Origin of the sequence: Kribbella polygonati, assembly GCF_050320105.1 — a bacterium.
In the GTDB taxonomy this organism is placed as follows: Bacteria; Actinomycetota; Actinomycetes; order Propionibacteriales; family Kribbellaceae; genus Kribbella.
The window spans coordinates 4,497,026-4,515,677 of sequence record NZ_CP190129.1; the positions used below are offsets into that span (position 1 = coordinate 4,497,026).

The 18,652-nt window shown below is 68.6% G+C and carries 18 protein-coding genes; 8 read left to right on the forward strand and 10 right to left on the reverse strand.

From position 1 onward, the window contains the following. The first annotated feature begins 68 nt into the window (after positions 1–68). Entirely contained in the window at positions 69–809 is a 741-nt protein-coding gene (locus ACQHIV_RS21305; protein ID WP_427884729.1) for a MerR family transcriptional regulator, read from the forward strand. Positions 810–1,048: 239 nt separating this feature from the next. Beyond that, positions 1,049–1,174 carry a hypothetical protein gene (locus tag ACQHIV_RS21310; protein ID WP_427884730.1) on the forward strand — a complete coding sequence of 42 codons (126 nt, stop codon included), beginning with the start codon at positions 1,049–1,051 and terminating at the stop codon, positions 1,172–1,174. A gap of 52 nt (positions 1,175–1,226) precedes the next feature. On the opposite strand, the gene ACQHIV_RS21315 is transcribed toward ACQHIV_RS21310, so the two are convergent. Genes ACQHIV_RS21315 through ACQHIV_RS21325 form a run of 3 tightly spaced genes read right to left on the reverse strand, consistent with a single transcriptional unit; the run spans position 1,227 to position 4,196 of the window. Then, entirely contained in the window at positions 1,227–1,388 is a 162-nt protein-coding gene (locus ACQHIV_RS21315; RefSeq protein ID WP_427884731.1) for a hypothetical protein, read from the reverse strand. Next, positions 1,385–2,692, reverse strand: coding sequence for a hypothetical protein (locus ACQHIV_RS21320; RefSeq protein ID WP_427884732.1), 1,308 nt, complete (start codon positions 2,690–2,692; stop codon positions 1,385–1,387). The genes ACQHIV_RS21315 and ACQHIV_RS21320 overlap by 4 nt, the downstream gene beginning before the upstream one ends. A 49-nt stretch (positions 2,693–2,741) precedes the next feature. Then, positions 2,742–4,196, reverse strand: coding sequence for a flavin-containing monooxygenase (locus tag ACQHIV_RS21325; RefSeq protein ID WP_427884733.1), 1,455 nt, complete (start codon positions 4,194–4,196; stop codon positions 2,742–2,744). Between the two features lie 66 nt (positions 4,197–4,262). On the opposite strand from ACQHIV_RS21325, the gene ACQHIV_RS21330 reads away from it, so the two are divergent. Both ACQHIV_RS21330 and ACQHIV_RS21335 read left to right on the forward strand, forming a co-directional pair. Beyond that, on the forward strand, positions 4,263–4,883 hold the full coding sequence (locus tag ACQHIV_RS21330; protein ID WP_427884734.1) for a TetR/AcrR family transcriptional regulator: 621 nt from the start codon (positions 4,263–4,265) through the stop codon (positions 4,881–4,883). After that, the gene (locus tag ACQHIV_RS21335) at positions 4,880–5,437 is read left to right on the forward strand and encodes a GNAT family N-acetyltransferase (RefSeq protein ID WP_427884735.1); all 558 of its coding nucleotides are present in this window, start codon (positions 4,880–4,882) and stop codon (positions 5,435–5,437) included. The genes ACQHIV_RS21330 and ACQHIV_RS21335 overlap by 4 nt, the downstream gene beginning before the upstream one ends. A 1-nt stretch (position 5,438) precedes the next feature. Here ACQHIV_RS21335 and ACQHIV_RS21340 read toward each other — a convergent pair whose 3' ends face one another. Next, positions 5,439–6,470: a LacI family DNA-binding transcriptional regulator gene (locus ACQHIV_RS21340; RefSeq protein ID WP_427884736.1), complete on the reverse strand. Its 1,032-nt coding sequence runs from the start codon at positions 6,468–6,470 to the stop codon at positions 5,439–5,441. 111 nt (positions 6,471–6,581) lie between these two features. Here ACQHIV_RS21340 and ACQHIV_RS21345 point away from each other — a divergent pair, with 111 nt between their 5' ends. Continuing rightward, complete coding sequence (locus tag ACQHIV_RS21345; protein WP_427884737.1) at positions 6,582–7,508, forward strand: acetylxylan esterase; 927 nt, start codon at positions 6,582–6,584, stop codon at positions 7,506–7,508. A 45-nt stretch (positions 7,509–7,553) separates the two neighbouring features. Here the strand turns inward: ACQHIV_RS21345 and ACQHIV_RS21350 are convergent, their stop codons facing one another. Further along, a complete protein-coding gene (locus ACQHIV_RS21350) occupies positions 7,554–9,785 on the reverse strand; it encodes a chitobiase/beta-hexosaminidase C-terminal domain-containing protein (RefSeq protein WP_427884738.1) in 2,232 nt (743 codons plus the stop codon). A 253-nt stretch (positions 9,786–10,038) separates the two neighbouring features. On the opposite strand from ACQHIV_RS21350, the gene ACQHIV_RS21355 reads away from it, so the two are divergent. Continuing rightward, a complete protein-coding gene (locus ACQHIV_RS21355) occupies positions 10,039–11,340 on the forward strand; it encodes a hypothetical protein (RefSeq protein ID WP_427884739.1) in 1,302 nt (433 codons plus the stop codon). Here ACQHIV_RS21355 and ACQHIV_RS21360 read toward each other — a convergent pair. Further along, positions 11,337–11,828 carry a DUF1269 domain-containing protein gene (locus tag ACQHIV_RS21360; RefSeq protein WP_427884740.1) on the reverse strand — a complete coding sequence of 164 codons (492 nt, stop codon included), beginning with the start codon at positions 11,826–11,828 and terminating at the stop codon, positions 11,337–11,339. The two genes, ACQHIV_RS21355 and ACQHIV_RS21360, sit on opposite strands and share 4 nt — an antisense overlap. A 144-nt stretch (positions 11,829–11,972) precedes the next feature. Between ACQHIV_RS21360 and ACQHIV_RS21365 the strand changes: the two genes are divergently transcribed. Further along, the gene (locus ACQHIV_RS21365) at positions 11,973–13,589 is read left to right on the forward strand and encodes a hypothetical protein (protein ID WP_427884741.1); all 1,617 of its coding nucleotides are present in this window, start codon (positions 11,973–11,975) and stop codon (positions 13,587–13,589) included. A gap of 18 nt (positions 13,590–13,607) precedes the next feature. Next, complete coding sequence (locus ACQHIV_RS21370; protein ID WP_427884742.1) at positions 13,608–15,314, forward strand: hypothetical protein; 1,707 nt, start codon at positions 13,608–13,610, stop codon at positions 15,312–15,314. A 15-nt stretch (positions 15,315–15,329) separates the two neighbouring features. Here ACQHIV_RS21370 and ACQHIV_RS21375 read toward each other — a convergent pair whose 3' ends face one another. The 4 genes from ACQHIV_RS21375 to ACQHIV_RS21390 all read right to left on the reverse strand — a co-directional run bounded on the left by ACQHIV_RS21375 (position 15,330) and on the right by ACQHIV_RS21390 (position 18,651). Continuing rightward, positions 15,330–15,614, reverse strand: a complete 285-nt coding sequence (locus ACQHIV_RS21375) for a hypothetical protein (protein WP_427884743.1) — start codon at positions 15,612–15,614, stop codon at positions 15,330–15,332. Between the two features lie 135 nt (positions 15,615–15,749). Next, entirely contained in the window at positions 15,750–16,715 is a 966-nt protein-coding gene (locus tag ACQHIV_RS21380; RefSeq protein WP_427884744.1) for a nucleotidyl transferase AbiEii/AbiGii toxin family protein, read from the reverse strand. Further along, positions 16,708–17,364, reverse strand: a complete 657-nt coding sequence (locus ACQHIV_RS21385; RefSeq protein WP_427884745.1) for a type IV toxin-antitoxin system AbiEi family antitoxin domain-containing protein — start codon at positions 17,362–17,364, stop codon at positions 16,708–16,710. The genes ACQHIV_RS21380 and ACQHIV_RS21385 overlap by 8 nt, the downstream gene beginning before the upstream one ends. A gap of 696 nt (positions 17,365–18,060) precedes the next feature. Beyond that, positions 18,061–18,651, reverse strand: coding sequence for a dihydrofolate reductase family protein (locus tag ACQHIV_RS21390; protein ID WP_427884746.1), 591 nt, complete (start codon positions 18,649–18,651; stop codon positions 18,061–18,063). Position 18,652: the final 1 nt, after the last annotated feature.

The window sequence follows — 18,652 nt, forward strand, 5'->3', positions numbered from 1 at the left end:
ACCTGAGGCATGCGCCATGCGGCATGTTACATCCGCTATGTAACGTGAAGTCTGGAAGACTGTCAAGGGTGGAAGAGGAGCTCACTGTCGACCAGCTGGCCGCCAAGGTCGGGATGACGGTCCGGAACGTGCGTGCGTACGCCGGGCGCGGGCTGATCGCGCCGCCCCGGCTGGTCGGCCGGACCGGGTACTACGGACCCGATCACGTGGCTCGCCTGACCCTGGTCCGGGAGCTGCTCGACAAGGGCTACACGCTGGCCGCGGTCGAGCGGATGATGAGCGAACTGCCGGACGGCGAGCTCGCGCTGGGCGTCTTCGAGACCCTGGTGAACCCGTGGAACCCGGCCGAGCCGGAGGAACTCGACGAACTCCAGCTGGCCGAGCGGGCCGGCGTACCGCACGATCCCGCGGTGATCGCGCGGATCGTCGAGCTCGGCATCGCGGAACGGCTGCCGGACGGCCGGCTGCGGATCCCGAACCCGGACCTGCTCCGCACCGGCCTCGAGGTGATCAAGCTCGGCGTCCCCATGCAGGCGATCTTCGAGATGCTGCCGAAGCTGTTCGCCCAGGCCGACGCGGTCGCCAAGACGTACGTCGAACTGTTCCGCTCGACCGTCTGGCGCGACTTCACCAAGGCCGGCATGCCCGCCGACGGCTGGCCCGAGATCCAGCGCACCCTCGAAGGCATCATCCCGCTGGCCGGCCAGGCCCTGGTCGCCGCCTTCCGCGAGGCGATGGCCCGCGAGATCGAACAGGTCGCCTACGAAGAACTCGGCCTCACCCCCGGCAACCTGCCTTCCACCGGATAGCACCCCGGCGTCCTCCCCTAGTGAAGGTCAGGGTTCGGATAGGTAGTTCTCCGCATGTGTGAACCGGTCCTCATGCGAGAGCGTGTAGCTATCAGGACAGACACCCAGGCAGGAGGAAGAGGATGCGCCAGATCCAGATCCGTCGGCGGCCGAGCATCAGGACGACCCGGCAGCAGCAGAACCGGACCCTCGACCTCCGGACGCCGTCCGGACGCAAGCTTCCGTTCTGAGCGCCCGTCATGAAGCTCAGACTGCACGTCCACCATGTCCACACCGGCGGCTGGTGTGCCGAGCTCGCCAAGCTGGTTGCCACCGCCCACCTGCCGCGCCTGAGCGGCGCGTACGAACCGGTGCTGGCTGCCTGAACCAACGGGGAACGAGGTGAGGTCCGGCGAACCGCAGGGGGTTCTCCGGACCTCACTTGTTCGGGAGGTCGCCGAGGTCGGCGTCCCAGTCGTCCTCGTCGTCGGAGACGTTCGCCTCGTTGCGACGGGCGATCCGGATGAACGCGATGATCAGGAAGACCGGGCCGAGAACCATTGCAGTCTCGGGGATTCCACCCATGTGCAGCGTGATCATGACGCCGTCACCAACGCGATTCCCCCGGCGGTGAACGCGACCATCGCGGCCAGCATCGGGTACTGCGCCCGCCGCAGCTGCCGGCGCCGGAAGAGCGCGGCCGCCCGGTCGTGCGCCGACACCACGCCGAGCACGTGCCCGAGCACGATCGCGCCGATCTGTACGCCGGCGATCAGCCCGGTCCCGAGGAACGTGTAGTCGATCCGCGTCCCGCTCGTCCCGAACAGGTCCCAGCCGCGCCCGAACGGATCGGTCGCGAGCAGCCAGCCGTCCTGGCCCTGGAACATCGCGAACGAGAAGTAGTGCGCGACGGCGTACCCGATGGCGATCGGGACGAGCGAGTGTACGAACGCGCCGGGCAGCCCGGCTGCACCGAGTGCGCCCGGGCGGATCTCGGCGGCGCCGGTGGTGCGCGCGGCGAGCAGGAACAGACCGGTGACGATCGCGACCGCGACGACCAGCCCGAGCGTGTAGACGACGAGGTGCTGTGGCCGGCTCAGCTCTCCCGTGCGCTGCGACCACGCCGACCAGCGGGAGATCCCGTCGAAGGCCGTTGACCCGAGCAACAAACACAGCAGCCCGACGAGCCCGGCCCGCCGCGGCAGCGTCGCCAGTCCGGCGAGCGGGTTGCGCAGTACGAGCCGGCCGTCCACGCGACCGAGTGGACTCAGGTGCGCGAGGACTTCGGCGTACACCTCGAAGCTGTCGCCGATCGGGAACCAGGCCGGGCCGTACACGATGCCCGCGGCAACATTCACGACGGCGTACGCCGTGACCGCGAGCGCGACCACCCGCGGGTCCGAGCCGTCCGGGTACACGAGCTCCAGCCAGAGGAACCCGGCCAGCCCGGCGACCGCCGGCCAGTACGCGATCCGGCCGGGCAGCGGCCGGTACGACGTACGCCTGACGAGCCCGGCGATCGTCCGCAACGGGTTGGCGAGCCGCCAGATCGGGCCGCAGAGCAGCGAGAGCGGGATGATCCCCACCCAGATCCACACGTACAGCCAGGTCGGGGCGGGATTCTCCTCGGGGCTCCCGAACCACGCGGCGCCGAGCAGCAACGCCAGGGCCGCGACCCCCAGCACCTTGAGCCCGACGCGAACAACCGGATGATCGACAATCCGCGTGGCGGCGATCAGCGGCGCGCCCGCGGTCCCCTCGAACCGCGGGCGCGACCAGAACGCGGCCAGCGCGAAGAACGACACCGCGACCGCGGCGCCGGCGGAGTAGACCGCCAGCCACAGCGGGACCGGCAGGTCCCCTCGACCGCCGATCCCGTGCAGCGGAAGCAACTGAACCAGCACCCGGCGCGCCTCCGATCGATCAGACCGATCGAATGTAACACGCCCGATGTCACATAGCGAGCGTCTGATACTCCGAGGCGTCGAACCGCCGGGTCAGCTGCCGGAACCGGAACGTGAACGACGGCCAGAGCGTGGTGTTCCGGCCCTCCGAGTCGAGGTACCAGCTGCTGCACCCGCCGCGCGTCCAGATCGTGTTCCGCATCGACGACCGGACCCCGTCGACGAACGCGCGCTGCACGTCCCGCCGTACCTCGACCTCCCGCAACCCCTGCGCGTCCATCGTCTTCAGCGCGTCCACGATGTACGCGATCTGGGACTCGATCATGAACACCATCGAGCTGTGCCCGAGGCCGGTGTTCGGGCCGATCAGCATGAAGAAGTTCGGGAAGCCGTTGATCGCCGTACCGAGGTGCGCCTCCATGCCGTCGGTCCACGCGTCCCGCAGCGAGACACCGTCGCGGCCGTGCACCATGTCCATCACCGGCAGGTCGGTCACCTTGAAGCCGGTGCCGTAGATGATCGTGTCGACCTCGTGCTTCACGCCGTCGGTGGTGACGACGCCGGTCGGGGTCACCTCCGCGATCCCGTCGGTGACCACCTCGACGTTCGGCCGCGCGAGGGCCGGGTAGTAGTCGTCGGAGATCAGCACCCGCTTGCAGCCGAGGGTGAAGTCGGGCGTCAGCTTCGCCCGCAACAGCGGGTCGCGGACCTGGTGGGCGAGGTGCTTCTCGGCGACCTTCTGCGCCTGCTTCATGATCGCGGGCAGCTTCGCAAACCCGAGCACCATCGACTCGCGGCCCCAGTAGATGCCGGCCCGGATCGCCTTCTGCGCCAGGGGGAAACGCCGGTAGACCGCCTTCTCGGCGGCGGAGATCTTCCGGTCCGGCCGCGGCATCACCCACGGCGGCGTCCGCTGGAACAGGTGCAGTTCCTCGACCTCCGGCTGGATCGCCGGCACGAACTGGATCGCCGACGCGCCGGTGCCGATCACCGCGACCTTGCGGCCGCTGAGGTTCAGGTCGTGGTTCCAGCGGGCGGAGTGGAAGACCTCGCCCTCGAAGTCCTCGATCCCGGGCAGCTTCGGGTACGACGGTTCCGCGAGCGGGCCCATCCCGGAGAGCAGGATGTCCGCGGTGAACGTGCCCTGGCTGGTCACGACCTGCCACTTGCCGTCCACCCAGTCGGCGGTCTCGACGGCGTGGCCGAAGCGGATGTGCGGCCGGACGCCGAACGTGTCGGTGACCTTGCGCAGGTAGTCCTCGATCTCGGGCTGCGGCGAGAACGTCGACGACCATTCCGGGTTCGGCGCGAACGAGAACGAGTACAGGTGCGAGGGTACGTCGCACCGGCAGCCCGGGTAGGTGTTGTCCCGCCAGGTGCCGCCGACGTCGTCCGCGCGCTCCAGGACGACGAAGTCGTCGTACCCGGCCTGCTTCAGCCGGACCGCCATCCCGATCCCCGCGAATCCGGTGCCGACCACCACGATCCGGTGCTGCTCGCTCATCCTGGCCTCCTGCTTCGGCTGGAACTTACTCCCAGTAAGTTACTCGGAGTCAGTTAGACTGCGCAAGTGACGTCCACCACCGCGCCCAAGCGCCGCCGCGACCGGGCCGCCCGCGAGCGGGAGATCCTCGAGGCGGCCGAGCGGATCTTCGGGGAGCGTGGCTACCAGGGCACGTCGATGGACGACGTCGCGGCGCAGGTCGGGGTGTCGAAGCCGCTCATCTACCAGTACTACGGGTCGAAGGACGGCCTGTTCCTCGCCTGCCTGGCCCGGCTCCGCGGTCAGTTGCTGGAGACGGTCGCGGACGCGGTGCTGGCGGCGGCCGACGCGGAGGACGCGCTGTACGCCGGCTTCCTGGCCTGGTTCCGGTTCCTCGACGAGCACCCGCAGGCGTGGTCGGTGCTGGTCGACGAGGGCATGCTGAGCGCGGGCCCTGCCGCCGAAGCCACCGACGAGGTACGCGCGGCGTTCATCGAGCTGATCGCGACGATGGTCCGGATGAACGTTCCGGCGGACCGCCCGGCCGACGACGACGAGATCCAGATCGTTGCCCAGAGCATCTCCGGCGCCACCGAACGGCTGGCGATCTGGCGGACCCGCAGCGCGAACCCGCCGACGCCCGAGAAGGTCGCCCGTACCCTCCAGGACCTGCTCTGGCAGGGTCTGCACACCCTCAAGACCACATGATCGAGACATACGCCGAGGTCCCGGGCCCGTTGCGCCGTCAGATCCAGGCCCTGCAGGACGAAGCCTGGCCGTCGCCGCCGACGGACGGACCAGTGCACGACCCCGCGCTTCAGCCGTTGTCGATGGTGCTGGTGGAGGACGGGGTGGTGCTCGCGGCGCTGGACATCCTGCGCAAGCAAATCGAGCACGCCGGAAACACCTTCCAGGCAGGCGGTCTGAGTACGGTCGTCACCCGCGCCGACCGCCGACGCCAAGGCCACGGCCACCGCCTCGTCAGCGCGGCCCGCACCACGATGATCGACGAACACCTGGACCTCGGCCTCTTCACCTGCGACGCTCCCCTGCTCCCGTTCTACGAATCCGCCGGCTGGCAACACCTCCCCGGCACCACCCTGATCGGCGGCACCCCCAACGCCCCCTTCCCCAGCGACCAACCAGGCTTCAACAAACTCACCCTCGCCGCCTTCTTCACCCCCGCGGCCCAACAGGCCGCGGCGACCTTCCGGCAGGCCCGGATCGCCCTCTACCCGGGGCAGATCGACAAGCTCTGGTAGCTCAGAGGATGTCGTACGGCTCGAGGGTGGGGCCGATGGTGGAGCGGCCTTCGACGAAGGTGGGTTGGACGTAGTGGATGCCGGGGGTGGTGGTGCCGCCGATGGCCTGCAGGAGGCGTTCGGCGGCGCGTTCGCCGACGGTGCTGAGGTCGGGGTCGAAGGTGCTGAGTGGGTGGTCGGGGCGCATCACGCCGGCCAGGCGGTTGTCGTAGCCGACGATCGCGATGTCGTCGGGGACCCGGACGCCGTGCCGGTGGAAGGTCGCGAACAGGCCGATCGCGATCTCGTCGTTGGCGGCGAAGATCGCGTCCACCGGTTGCCCGCCGGCGAGGATCCGCTCCCCGGCGTTCAGGCCCCAGCGCTGCTGGTAGCTGCCGTACAGCGGGCCGCCCATCGCGATCGGCATCCCGGCCGACCGCATCGCCTCGGTGAACCCGTCCACCCGCGCGTCGACGGCAGGGTCGTGGACGGCGGCGGTGACGTGCGCGATGTTCCGGCGCCCGAGCCCGATCAGGTAGTCGGCAGCCGCCCGGCCGGCGCCGCGGTTGTCCGGCGCGACCACGTAGTCGGTCTCCGGCGTCGCGGACGAGGACGCGAACACCACCGGTACGGCGAAGTCCTCGGACAGCACCAGGCTGGCCCGGTTCGGGTCGTCGCCGACGACCAGCAGGCCGTCGATCCGGCGCGACCGCAACCGCTTCAGATACTCGTTCAGGACCCGCGGCGTACCCTGCGCGTCGAGCGTGACGGTGGCGATGTTCTCCCGGCCGAGGTAGTTGGTCGCGCCCATGATCAACGGCATGCTGAACCGGCCCAGCGCGGACTCGGCGAGCACGCCGACGATGAAGCTCTTGCCGGTGACGAACGACCGGGCCAGCATGTCGGGCTGGAACTGCAGCCGCTCGGCGGTCTCGATCACCCGGGCCCGGGTCTCGGCGGACACCCGGCCGACGCCGTTCAGCGCCCGCGACGCGGTGGTCAGCGAGACGCCCGCGACCCGCGCGACGTCGCTCATGCTGGCCCGCTTCGCCATCGTCCCTCCCGTCAGCTCGCCCTGACCAGAGTGTAAACACTTGCGCATGGATGCCCTCTGACCGGGGAGAATTCGTTGCGAAACTATTTGCGCACACGGACTGGAGTACCGATGCCGGAACTGCCGCCTCTGCCACCGATCGGACCCGCGGTCGTCGACGAGTTCACCCGTACGATCTACGGCCGGACGCCGCCCGGAGGCGAGCTCGCGGACCTGGTGCCGCAGTCGCGCGAGGACGGCGTACTCGACGGCACCGCCGACCGCGTGCGGCACCGCGCCACCATCAGGTGCCCGCTCGGCGACCTCTCGTTCGACACCCTCCTGCACGTCCCCTCCGGCGGCGGTACGGCGCCGGTGGTGGTGATCCTGAACTTCGACGGCAACGACGAGACACTCACCGGTTTCCCGTACGCGAAGATCGTCCGGGCCGGGTACGCCGTACTCACCGCGCATTACCAGCAGGTCGAGCCGGACGACCCGAACCCGCCGGCGCCCGGCGTCCGCGGCCTGTTCCCGGCGGAGTCGTGGGGTGCGGTGGCCGCGTGGGCGTGGGGGTTGTCCCGGCTGCTCGACATCGCCTCGACGATCGACGGCCTCGACGTGGGACGTGCGGTGGCGATCGGCCATTCCCGGTTGGGCAAGGCCGCGCTCTGGGCCGGAGTACAGGACGACCGGTTCGCGCTGACGGTGTCGAACGACTCGGGCTGCTGCGGCGCCTCGCTCTTCCGGCACCCGGGCGGCGAGGACATCGAGGCGATCACCAGGAGGTTCCCGCACTGGTTCGTCCCGTCGTTCGCGCAGTACGCCGGGAAGGAGGACGAGCTGCCCGTGGATCAGCACCAGTTGCTCGCCAGCATCGCACCGCGCCGTGTATACGTATGCAGCGCGGCGGACGACGCCTGGGCGGACCCGGAGGGCGAACGCCTGGCCGTCGAGGCGGCCCGGCCGGCGTTCGGTCCTGACGGGATCGGGTACCACCTTCGGGCGGGTGGGCATGCCCTGTTGGAGGAGGACTGGATGAAGGCGCTGGCCTTCTGACGGCGTCGGGCCGCCCTCCCCGTGGAAGGGCGGCCCGATGCGCGCTCAGTTCTGCTGCAGGGACAGGTAGAACACGTCCTCGTTCTCGGTCTGGTTGAGCGCCTTCACGGTCGCGTCCGGGTCGATGATCGGCACCTCGACCTGGACCTGGTTCTGGCCGATGCTCTTCCACTGCAGCGGCGTACGGTTGCCGTACAGGTCGACGCGCTCCAGCGACTTCACGGTGCCGACGTTCCGGAACGTCACGGACATCGTCGGCTCGCCGAAGTTCAGGTGGATGGTGTCGCCGGTGTTCGGGTCCTCGAAGATGTCGGCCTGGTTCTGCCGCTTCAGGTCGATCGCCAGTACGACGCGCTTGCCGTCCAGGCGGAAGCCGTTCGCGGTGGACAGCGCCTCGTTCAGCTCCGGCTTGAGCTCGGGCGTCGTGGAGAAGTTGTCGTACGTCTCGGCCTTCGCGCCGCGGAGCAGACCGGCCAGCGTGGTCAGGGTCTTGCCCTTGGGGCTCAGGTTGTTGCCGTTGCGCAGCGTCCGGTTGTACCCGAACGCGTTCGGGTCGTCCGGCGCCCACTCGGCGAAGTACAGCAGCTTGAACCGGTCAAGGTTGTTGCCGCCCTTGCTCAGCGCCCAGTGGAACGCCCGCGGGTAGATGTCGGCGACGAACTTGTCCTCGGTGGTGAAGCCGATCTCGGTCTGCCAGACGGACGGGTCCTTCACACCGCGCTGCTGCGCCGCCGCGTAGATCGTCTGCAGGGTGCCGATCGGCATGTAGTGCATGTCGAACACGTCGATGCCCTGCCACGCCTTGTACTTGTCCAGCAGGGCGATGTACTCGCTCAGCGGGGCGCCGCAGATCCAGCCGCCGTACACGGCCTTGACGCCGTTGTCGTGCAGCACCTGGACGGCCGGCAGGTGGATGTCGGTCATGTACTGGTCCATGCCGCCCTCCCAGAAGCCGGAGCCGGGGTAGGCCTCGTTCCAGATCTGGAAGTACGTGATGCCGAGCGGCTTCAGGGTGTCGACGGCGAGCTTGACGTAGTTCTTCCAGTCGTCCGGGTTCTGCGGCGGCGTACGGCCGATGCTGGTCTGGACGTCCTTCGACGACAGCACTTTGCCGCCTTGCGTGACGGTCAGGTGCCGCGTGAACTGGCCGTTGTTCTCGGACGTGACAGCGCCGTACTCGTAGGTCTTGCCGTGGAAGTCGTACGTGTAGCCGGTACGGTTCGCGGCCCAGCCGGCGGTGTAGGCCAGGACCGGCAGGATCGTGATGCCGTGGGCCTTCGCGAGGGTGAACTGGCGGACGTACTCGGCGAGCGCGGCCTGGTCGACCTGGCCCTTCTTCGGCTCGACCGAGCCCCAGTCGAAGTCCATCCGGTCCCACTGCATGCCGGCGACCAGGCCGGTCTGGGTGCCCTGGTTCTCCCCCGCGAACGCGCGGAACGGCTCGTTGAGGACGAACGGGAGGTCGGCGACCACGCTCGGTGCGTCGCCGGTCGCCCCGGCGACGGCCTTGACGTCGGTGTCGGCGGTGATCGCGATCGGAGCGGCGTACGGCTTGGCCGTCGTCGACGTGGCCGGGTCGCTGCCGTCGGTCGTGTAGGTGATGCAGGCGTTCGGGGTGGGGCTCGCGAGCTGGACGGTGGTACCGGAGGTGACGGCGCCGGGGCCCGGCGTCGCGGTGACGGGGGCCGTCTCCGGGGCGAGCTCGGTGGTGATCGCGGCCTTCAGCTTCCCGGGCACCCACCAGGTGCTGACCTGGTCGCTGACGAACAGGATGTCGTCGCCCTTCGCCGCGACCAGATTCAGGTCGAACGAGGCGGCCTTGCCTGAATACGTATACAACTCGGTGAACGGGCCGGCGACCGTGCTGGAGTCACCGTCGTGCGCGAGCAGCACGCGGAACCGGCCGCCCGGCGAGCTGAACGAGCCGCGGACGTGCACGGTCTTGCCATCGGCCTGATCGGCGACGGTGTAGGTCTCCGAGATCGACCGGTAGTCGGTACCGATCGAGCCGTCGGCCTTGACGAACCAGGCGTGCTCCGGCTTCTTCACGTCGGCGGCCCACTCGTCGGTCGCGAACGCGCCGGAACCGCCCTTGTTCAGCAGGCTGGTGGTGTCGCCGGCGATCGACTGGTACGACCAGCGGCCGGGCGCGACCACGTTCGTGTCCAGCCGGTAGTCGGTGACGTTGTCGGTGGCCGGGTTGGACGGTGCCGGCGTGCAGTCCACCGGCGGCGCGGCCTCCGCCGGGGCTGCGGGTGCGAGCGAAAACGCTTGCACGGTTGGTGGGGTAGCGATTGCGCAGAGGACGACAAGGGCGAGCCCTGCCGAGAGCGGACGAATCTTCACGAGGACTCCGTCGTTCGAGGATGATTCACGCGTGAATGGGTGATGATCGGGGACGGTAGGGCCGCCGGGACAACCTTGTCAACGGGGTAGCTCCGAGCTCTTGACGCCGCCGTACCGGCAGCGCAACCTGGTTGCGCACACGCTTGCGCAATCTCACCTCGTCCGCACCCCGAGGAGTTCTCGCATGCCCGAACCCACACCGTTGTCCCGCCGGCTCCTGCTCGGCGCCGCCGGCGCCACGTCGATCGCACTGACCACCGCCCTGACCACCGCCCTGCCGGCCGCGGCCGCCGACTCGCCCAACGCCTCCCCGAACGGCACCTCGATCTCGTCCGCGACGTCGTTCACCGACAACGCCGGCAACGTCTGGACGCTGTCCGGCGGTGTCATCTACCGCAACGGCGGCACCGTCGGGAACACGTACAACGTCACGGTCCTGCTCTGGTACGGCGGGATGGTCTACCACTGCGGCACCGGCGGCCAGTGGTACGTCGTACTCAACGACACCTGGCGCCCGTGCAACGACCCCCGCCTGTCGCTCTACGCCCCACCAGGCCTGATGTACGGCGTGAACGGGCACCACGACACGTCCCTGTCCCCCGCCACCATCGCGGACCGGATGTCCGGGCTCGGGGCGACCGTCTTCCGGGTGAACACCGGCAACAGCGCGGCCACGATCGGCGCGGTGGCGACCATCGCGAGCTACCTGAACGGCGCCGGCAAGAAGACGTTCCCGGTGATCGACGCCGGCCTCCGCGACGGCGCCGGCAACCTTGCCTACGGCAACGAGTCCGACGCGTACACCGCGGCGCACGCGATCGGCGCGCAGGTGGCTCAGGCCTGCGCGCCGCACGGCGTCACGATATACGAGTGCGGCAACGAGCTCACTCGCGACCCGTACATCATCCTGCCCGAGCACCAGGCCGACGCCGGCACCAAGGCGATCGACTTCAACAACACCAACTGGCCGATCATGCGCGGCTTCATGCGCGGTTTGATCGACGGCGTGAAAAGCGGCCAGCCCGGTGCACTGTGCGGGATCAACTTCTGCAACTCCGACGTCGCGGCGGCGGACGCGCTGTGGGACGGGCTGCAGCCGGACGGGAGTGGCGGACATCCCCAGGTTCGCTGGGACCTGACGACGTGGCACAACTACGAGGGCGACGGCGACATCTTCCACATCGGCACCGACGGCGCGGGACCGTCGTTCAACCTGCCGGTGTACGTGAAGGCCCGCTTCGGCAAGCCGTTCCTACTGACCGAATGGAACTCAGACCCCAATCAGGGCACGACGCACCGGGCGTCGTACATCCAGACCCAGCTGGCCGAGTTCCAGGCAGCACGCACCACCGAAGGCTTCCTGTCCTCGATGTTCTACGAACTCGACGGCGGTACCCAGTGGGGCCTCACCGAGGCGGACGGCACCCCACTGAACCCGCCGTACACCGCGTTCCAGGCCTTCGTGTCCTCGCATCCGGACGTCTAGTCCGCGAACAGTTCGTGGATCGCTTCTTCCTGCTCGTCCGACAGATTCGAACGAATGAGCCGAGCCCGCAGGCCCGTGGCCCGGAACGTGGCCCGTATCTTCTCCGTCGCCTCATCACTGGACAGGAGGAACAACGCCGAAGTCCCGGGCGTCACCTCGTCCCGCGCGCTCTTGATGAAGTCGTCGTCGATCCCCACCTCCCCCAACGACCCCGCCAACGCCCCCGTGGCCGCACCGATCGCGACCCCCGCCACCGGTCCCAGAAAGATCGTCCCGAACAACAAGCCCCAGAACATGCCACCCACCGCCCCGGGCCCGCTCATGCTCCGCAACTGCCGGGTCCGGGGCCGGCGCTTCTCCGGCTGCCACGACACCGACGCTGCGTCGTGCATCCGGATCACGCCGTCCTTCGCCAGTCCCTCCAACGTTCCGATCGCTTGATTGGCCCCGTCCCAACTACCGAACTTCCACACCGTCAACGTCCCCATAGCCCACTCCTCTCCCACACCAGCCCGGGCGGGGGCCACGAATGTCCGACTATCGCTCAACCTGAGGCTTATCCGGTCGCCGCCGCCCGTGGCTAGGGTCCGTACCAGTTTCACCGAGGCTCACGGGGTTTCTGGAGGTCACTGATGTCTGTTGAGAAGCCGGATCCAGCCGTGCCCAGCCGGCGGGACGTGCTCAAGGTGGCGGCCGCCGTGACAGGTGGGGCCGCGCTCGGACTGACGGGCGCCACCACCGCCACCGCCGCCACGGCCGCCACGCGGCCAGGTCCGCGGTCCCCGCGAACGCTGGTCGGCGCGATCCGCTGGGATGCGTACACGGGCGGCACCACGCGCTTCGGGATGGGCGCGAACCGCATGCTGTCTCCCGAGGAGTACCGGTTCCGGATGCCGTTCTACTCCGACATCACCGTCCCCGATCCCGTGCTCCTGCACGACGCTTCCACTGAGGGTGGTTCGGCGACGCTGAGCCACCGGTTCGCCGGCCAGAACCGGGCCATCACCGTCAAGTGGGACTGGAAGGAGTCCACCGCCGGAGGTTGGCCCCGGGTACTGGTGACCGGCGGATCGACCGTTGTCCTCGACATCGCCACCCGTGAGGTTGCCGATGGCAAGCAGTTGGTCTGCCGTACGCCGACCGGAGACGTGCAGGTCGTTCAGACCGTCGCGGACAACACCTGGTACTCGATGAAGGTCGTCATCGATCCGGCTCCGCCCGAGGCGGCGACTCCGTGGGCGGACATCTTCGTCGACGGCGTCCGCGGCGCGTACCACGTGCCGTTGCTGGGCGCTCCCGCCGTACTCGACACACTCCACTTCCAGACCGACCCGGCTCTGGCGACCGACGTCTCCGTCGACAACGTCAGCGTCGAGGTGACCGAGTCGGTGAACGCCGACGGGACCAGCCAGGCGATCATGGACCAGGAGATCCAGTTCGCCAGCGACGCGGGAATCGACTACTGGGCCTTCGACTACTACCCGCAGCAGCCCCTCGGCCGCGCCCGGGAACTGTATCTGTCCAGCACCAAGAAACACCTGATCAACTGGTGCGCGATCCTGGACGGAAACTTCGGGTACGGCGCCGACTTCGACGCCAACCTGGCCGTCCTGGTCGCACGGATGGCCGAATCCAACTACCAGAAGGTCCTCGGCACTCGCCCGCTGGTCTACATCATCGCCGGCGCCACGGCGGGCCGGGTGACGGCGATCCGGACGAAGGCGGCGCAAGCGGGGTTGGGCGATCCGTACGTCGTGGTCACCGGCTGGACCGCACAGAGCGCATCCGGCCTGAAGACCACGGTCGGCGCCGACGCGGTGAGCCGTTACGCGACAGGTCCGGCGACACCGGGGGCGCCGTACTCCTCGATCACCGAGGCGGAGAGTGCGTTGTGGTCCGAGTACGCCGCGGCGGGCGGGCAGGTCGTCCCGACCGTGTCCACCGGGTGGGATCCGCGGCCGCGGCACGACTACCCGGCGCCCTGGGGAGCGCAGCCGGACACGTCGTACCTGACCGACGACGACTTCTGGTCCGAGCAGGGCACACCGGAGCAGATCGCCGTACACCTGAAGAACGCCGTGCACTGGACCAAGACGCACTCGCCGGTCACCGCGGCGAACAGCGTGCTCATCTATGCCTGGAACGAGAACCTCGAGGGCGGCTGGATCTGCCCGACGCTGTACGAGCTGCGCTACTCCGGCCGGCCCCTGCGCCTCGACGCGATCGCCAACGCACTCCGCACCGCCTGACAACGACGGAGGTCAGTCATGCCAACTTCAGCTTCGGCCGGTGGGCCGAGTCGTAGGGACATCCTCAAGGTCGCGGCGGCGGTGGCCGGTGGGGTCGCGTTGGGCCCCGCCTCACCGGCGGCGGCCGTGCAGTCCGCCCGTACGCTCGTCGGGGCGATCCGTTGGGATGCCTACACGGGCAAGGACTGGCGGATCGGTATGGGCGCGAACCGCATGTTGTCGCCCGCGGAGTACCGCTTCCGGCTGCCGTTCTACTCCACGATCACCGTGGCCGCACCGGTTCTCCTGGACCAGAACTTCGACACCGGTACGACCGGTTCCGCCCCGGCGGGCTGGACCGTGTCGGCTGGAACCGGAAGTTCGGTGTCGGTCGTGGACGGACCGGACCGGCCGGGTAAGACGGTGCTTCTGCACGACGCTTCGACAGCAGGCGGCATGGCGACGATGAGCCGTACGTTCGCCGCCCAGACGCGGGCCGTCACCGTCGAGTGGGACTGGAAGGAAACGACCGCGGGCGGCTGGGCCCGGATGCTGGTGACCGGCGGATCCACCACCATCGTGGACATCGCCACCCAGCAGGTTGCCGGAGGCAAGCAACTGGCGTACCGGACGACGTCCGGGGCGTGGCAGCCGATCCAGACCGTCGCCGACAACACGTGGTACTCGATCAAGGTCATCGTCGATCCGGCGCCGCCCGAAGGAGCCACTCCGTGGGTGGACATCTTCGTCGACGGGGTCCGCGGCGCGTACCACGTGCCGTTCCTCGCCGCGGCGACGGTGCTCGACCAGGTCACATTCCAGACCAACCCGACGCTGACCACCGACGTGTACGTCGACAACGTCAACGTCGAGGTGACCGAGTCGGTCGACGTCGACGCCACCAGCCAGGCGATCATGGACCAGGAGATCCAGTACGCCAAGGCGGCCGGGATCGACTACTGGGCGTTCGACTACTACCCGACCCAACCCATGACGCAGAGCCGGGACCTGTACCTGTCGAGCACGTACAAGAGCCTCGTCAACTGGTGCGCGATCCTGGACGGAAACTTCGGGTACGGCGCCGACTTCGACGCCAACCTGACCGTCCTGGTCGCACGCATGGCCGAATCCAACTACCAGAAGGTCCTCGGCACTCGCCCACTCGTCTACATCATCGCCGGCGCCACGGCCGACCGCGTCACCGCCATCCGGACCAAGGCCGCGCAAGCAGGCCTGGGCGATCCGTACGTCGTGGTCACCGGCTGGACCGCACAGACCGCCACCGACCTGATGACCTCCGTCGGCGCCGACGCCGTCAGCCGCTACGCGGCGGTGCCGTCGTCCACCGCGGTCCCGTACTCCACGCTCACCGCCGGCGAAAGCGCCTTGTGGCCCGCGTACGCGACCGCCGCCGGCCAGGTCGTCCCGACAGTCACAACAGGCTGGGACCCCCGCGACCGCCACGACTACCCGGCCCCCTGGGGCCCGCAGCCCGACACCACCTACCTCCAGGACGACGACTACTGGGCCCAGCAGGCAACACCCACCCAAATCGCCACACACCTCGCCGACGCCATCACCTGGACCAAAACCAACCTCCCGAACGCCCCGGCGAACACCGTCCTCATCTACGCCTGGAACGAAAACCTCGAAGGCGGCTGGATCTGCCCAACCCTCGACGAAACCAACAACCCCGACACCGTCTGGCGCCTCGACGCAATCGCCACCGTAAACCGCACCGCCTGACCGCGCGCGCCCGAATCAGTCGATCAGCCCGCTGACCCGCGCCCGCCACAACTCCTCCCGCGCCGGCTTACTGTCAAGCAACTCCAGCCCACGAACCGCCCACCCCCGCAACACTTCGTCATCGCTCCGAAGCTCCTCAACGAACAACGGCAACGCCTCCGCCGACCGCGCCTCCCCGATCAACTCAAGCAACCAACCCCGCAAACCCTGGTCCGCCTGCTCCACCCGGAACGCCGCCATCAGCTCATCCACATGTTCAGTAGCATGCGGCAGCAACAGCTGAAACCCGCTCTCCCGCACTTGCGGATCCCGCCGACGCATAAGCCCCAAACCCCGCCCAAACCGCCCCGTCACACCGCGACCCTAACCACCAACCCCAAGTCCTGCGAGGTGGGTGTCGAGGAGTCGGGTTCTCGCCTGGTTGCGAATCGCGCGTCAATTGGTCTTGGAGTCGGTGCGGGTGGTCACCCAGGTCTGGTTCCGTGGATCCCATGTCCCGGTGTCCGCGTGCTCGTCGAGTGCCGGGTCGATGAACGTAGCAACGAGTTGTGCTGCGGTCATGGCGGTGAAGGATTCGGCTGCTGGTACACCTTTCGCGGTCTTGGGGTAGGTCCTGGTCCAGTCGGCGGGGATGTCGAAGTGCTTGAACGGGTCGATGTTGCCGAGGTGCTGTTTGGCCGTGATCGCGGTTCGCAGCTCATGCAGGTCCACTGTCTGGGTGTGCGCCAGCACAACGAGGTCGACCAGGTCCTTGACGCGGCTGCTGGGCTTGCCGCCCGGATAGTTGGTGTCCATGGTCGCGCAGACCTTGTCGGCGATCTGGTCGGCGACCGGGTAGAGCCGATACGGGTGCGTGACAAGAGGTCGGCGCAGATGGAGCCGGTTGGCGGGCTCGACCACCTCGGGTCGTCCGATCGGCGGTGGCCCGACAACGATGTCGACCACGACTGCGTCGATCTGGGTGTCGTGGTCGACATCGAGGCAGGCGAAGACGTGCCGCCGGGTCGCTACGCCGGGCTGGTTCTCGCCGAGGCCGGTGGGGGTGGAGCGGATCAGCCGGAACGTGAGATGGTCGCCGAGGTCGACGTCGACCAGTTCGGTCAGTGCTTTCTCAGCCTCGGCGAGACTGGTCGCGTGCTGTGCTGCGAGGTCCATGTCCTTGGTGGTGCGTGAGCGGGGCACGCGCGCGAGCATGCTCATCCCGCCCTTGAGCAGCCACTCGGACTGCTCACCCTGGGCGAAGACGCGGGTGAGGAACCGGTCGAAGCGTGCCTGCCGGATCTGGGCATCGACACTGGCGGCACTGACACCAGGCCCCGCTTGCTGGGCTGCCCTTTTCGCGGCGTCCTTGATCGCCAACTCCAGGGATCGCCAGTCGGCGTAGCCGCCATGCTCAGTCATGGTCCCATCCTTCCGGGCTCACGCCCGCCAGGTCGAACAGGTCGTTCACCATCGACCTGCCGTCGCTCCTGCGTCGTGCTGCGACGGAGTCGAGGTAGGACGCGAGCCGGTCGGGGGCCACGAGCTTGTCGGCGCGTACGGCGTCACGCACGGCGCCGGCGACCAGGGACAGGTCGGTTCCGAGCTCGACCAGATCCGCGATCGTGCGTTCGACGGTCAGGGTAGGGAGTCCGTCGACGGGCATCACCTCGTCACGGGTCAGTTGCCGGATGCGCAGACGCACACCGGGAAGCCTGGTGCCCTTGCGTGCTGGCAGCACGAAATCGAGGCCGTCGAGGAAGAAGTCACCGACGTCATGAACGATCGCCGCCGTGATGCCGGCCGCCACGACCGACGCGACACCAGTGCTGGTGCGAGGTGCGGTCGCTCCACCAAGAGCCAGCCAGGTGGCGTAGATCGCCTCGTGATTCTGTCGTGGCGCTCCTGCCATGCGATAGACGCCCTGCGCCACACGCTCGACCGCACCGACTGACGCCATCCGCGACAGCTGCTTACGCGAGACGCCGACGTCCTCGGCCTGCGCAGTAGTGACCAGGCCCCACCGACGTTCCGCGATGGCGCCGAGCCGTACCAGCGTTGAATCAGCCACAGCAACGATTGTACCCATTTCTGGTCACAAATGTTGTAACAGGAGATAGCTTCCGTATCCAAGGCGTGCCGTGGCGCCGGTTGCTCGGCTAGCGCGGCTCCGTCGCGGGAGCCGCACCCCTGCCCCGCGCCAGAACCCCGCGCGGCACCACCCCACGCGCCCCCGCCGAAGGCGGCTAAAGACAGTCAGCGCGCAGCGCTGTCCTCTCATGCACCCCGCACGGCCACCGCCGGGAGGCGGCGGTTGGCCGGTTGGAACGGCGGCACCCTCGCGGGAGTAGCACCCCTGCCCGCGCCGGGTCCCGCCGCGGGCACCACCCCACGCGCCCCGCCGAAGGCCTTAGGAGACAGCCGGCGCGCAGCGCTGTCCTCTCATGCACGCCGCACGCCGACTTCACGCCCCGCCAGGCGGTGGCGGTTGGCCGGCTGGCGGGGCGGGACCCTCGCGGGAGTAGCACCCCTGCCCGCGCCAGGACCTTACGCGGGTGCCACTCCACGCGCCCCGCCGTAGGCGGCACAAGGCAGCCGGCGCGCAGCGCTGTCCATTCATGTAGGCGGCGTCGTGGGGGTAGCACCCCTGCCCGCGCCAGTACCTTGCGCGGCACCACCTTCACGCGCCCCCGCCGAAGGCGGTCAGAGACAGTCAGCGCGCAGCGCTGTCCTTTCCGGCACAAGGCAGCCGGCGCTTTCTTGGGTGTTAGTTGTGGGTGAGTTTGTAGGTGGTGAAGACCAGGTTGGTGCCGAGCTTTTGGGTGGTGAGTAGGTGTGGGGTGGTGGGGGTGGTGAAGAGGCGGTGGCCGGTTCCGGCGACGGCTGGGAAGACGACCAGGCGGAGTTCGTCGAGGAGGTTGTGGGTGAGGAGGGTTTGGATCAGGTGGTAGCTGCCGTAGATGAGGATTTCGCCGTCCACCGTCTGCTTGAGGGTTGCGATCTGCTGGGCAGCGTCGCCGGTGAGGAGGGTGGCGTTGGGCCAGTGGGGGTCGGCGAGGGTCGAGGTGACGACGTACTTCGGGATCGTGGTCATTCGGGTCGCCCATTCGGGGCTTACTCGGGTCTCGGCGCCGTCGTTCGGGCGCATGCGGGCGGCGAACCATTCGCTGGTGCGGCGGCCGAGGAGTACGGCGTCGGCGGCGAGGAGTTCGGCTGTTTCGCGGGTGGACCAGGCGTCCAGGTCCTCGGGGTCCACGGAGCGGTGGAACCAGCCTCCGAAGTCGGAGCCCTCCTCGCCGTCCGGGTCTTGGACTACTCCGTCGAGGGTGGCGCTCGAGCTGATGACGAGCTTTCCCATG

Excerpts from the sequence above, each read along its gene's own strand:
- ACQHIV_RS21345 (WP_427884737.1), top strand. The coding sequence starts at position 6,582 with ATGCCGGAACTGCCGCCTCTGCCACCGATCGGACCCGCGGTCGTCGAC.
- ACQHIV_RS21370 (WP_427884742.1), top strand. The coding sequence starts at position 13,608 with ATGCCAACTTCAGCTTCGGCCGGTGGGCCGAGTCGTAGGGACATCCTC.
- ACQHIV_RS21310 (WP_427884730.1), top strand. The coding sequence starts at position 1,049 with ATGAAGCTCAGACTGCACGTCCACCATGTCCACACCGGCGGCTGGTGT.
- ACQHIV_RS21340 (WP_427884736.1), bottom strand. The coding sequence starts at position 6,470 with ATGGCGAAGCGGGCCAGCATGAGCGACGTCGCGCGGGTCGCGGGCGTC.
- ACQHIV_RS21360 (WP_427884740.1), bottom strand. The coding sequence starts at position 11,828 with ATGGGGACGTTGACGGTGTGGAAGTTCGGTAGTTGGGACGGGGCCAAT.
- ACQHIV_RS21390 (WP_427884746.1), bottom strand. The coding sequence starts at position 18,651 with ATGGGAAAGCTCGTCATCAGCTCGAGCGCCACCCTCGACGGAGTAGTC.
- ACQHIV_RS21380 (WP_427884744.1), bottom strand. The coding sequence starts at position 16,715 with ATGACTGAGCATGGCGGCTACGCCGACTGGCGATCCCTGGAGTTGGCG.
- ACQHIV_RS21325 (WP_427884733.1), bottom strand. The coding sequence starts at position 4,196 with ATGAGCGAGCAGCACCGGATCGTGGTGGTCGGCACCGGATTCGCGGGG.
- ACQHIV_RS21315 (WP_427884731.1), bottom strand. The coding sequence starts at position 1,388 with ATGATCACGCTGCACATGGGTGGAATCCCCGAGACTGCAATGGTTCTC.
- ACQHIV_RS21365 (WP_427884741.1), top strand. The coding sequence starts at position 11,973 with ATGTCTGTTGAGAAGCCGGATCCAGCCGTGCCCAGCCGGCGGGACGTG.
- ACQHIV_RS21355 (WP_427884739.1), top strand. The coding sequence starts at position 10,039 with ATGCCCGAACCCACACCGTTGTCCCGCCGGCTCCTGCTCGGCGCCGCC.
- ACQHIV_RS21335 (WP_427884735.1), top strand. The coding sequence starts at position 4,880 with ATGATCGAGACATACGCCGAGGTCCCGGGCCCGTTGCGCCGTCAGATC.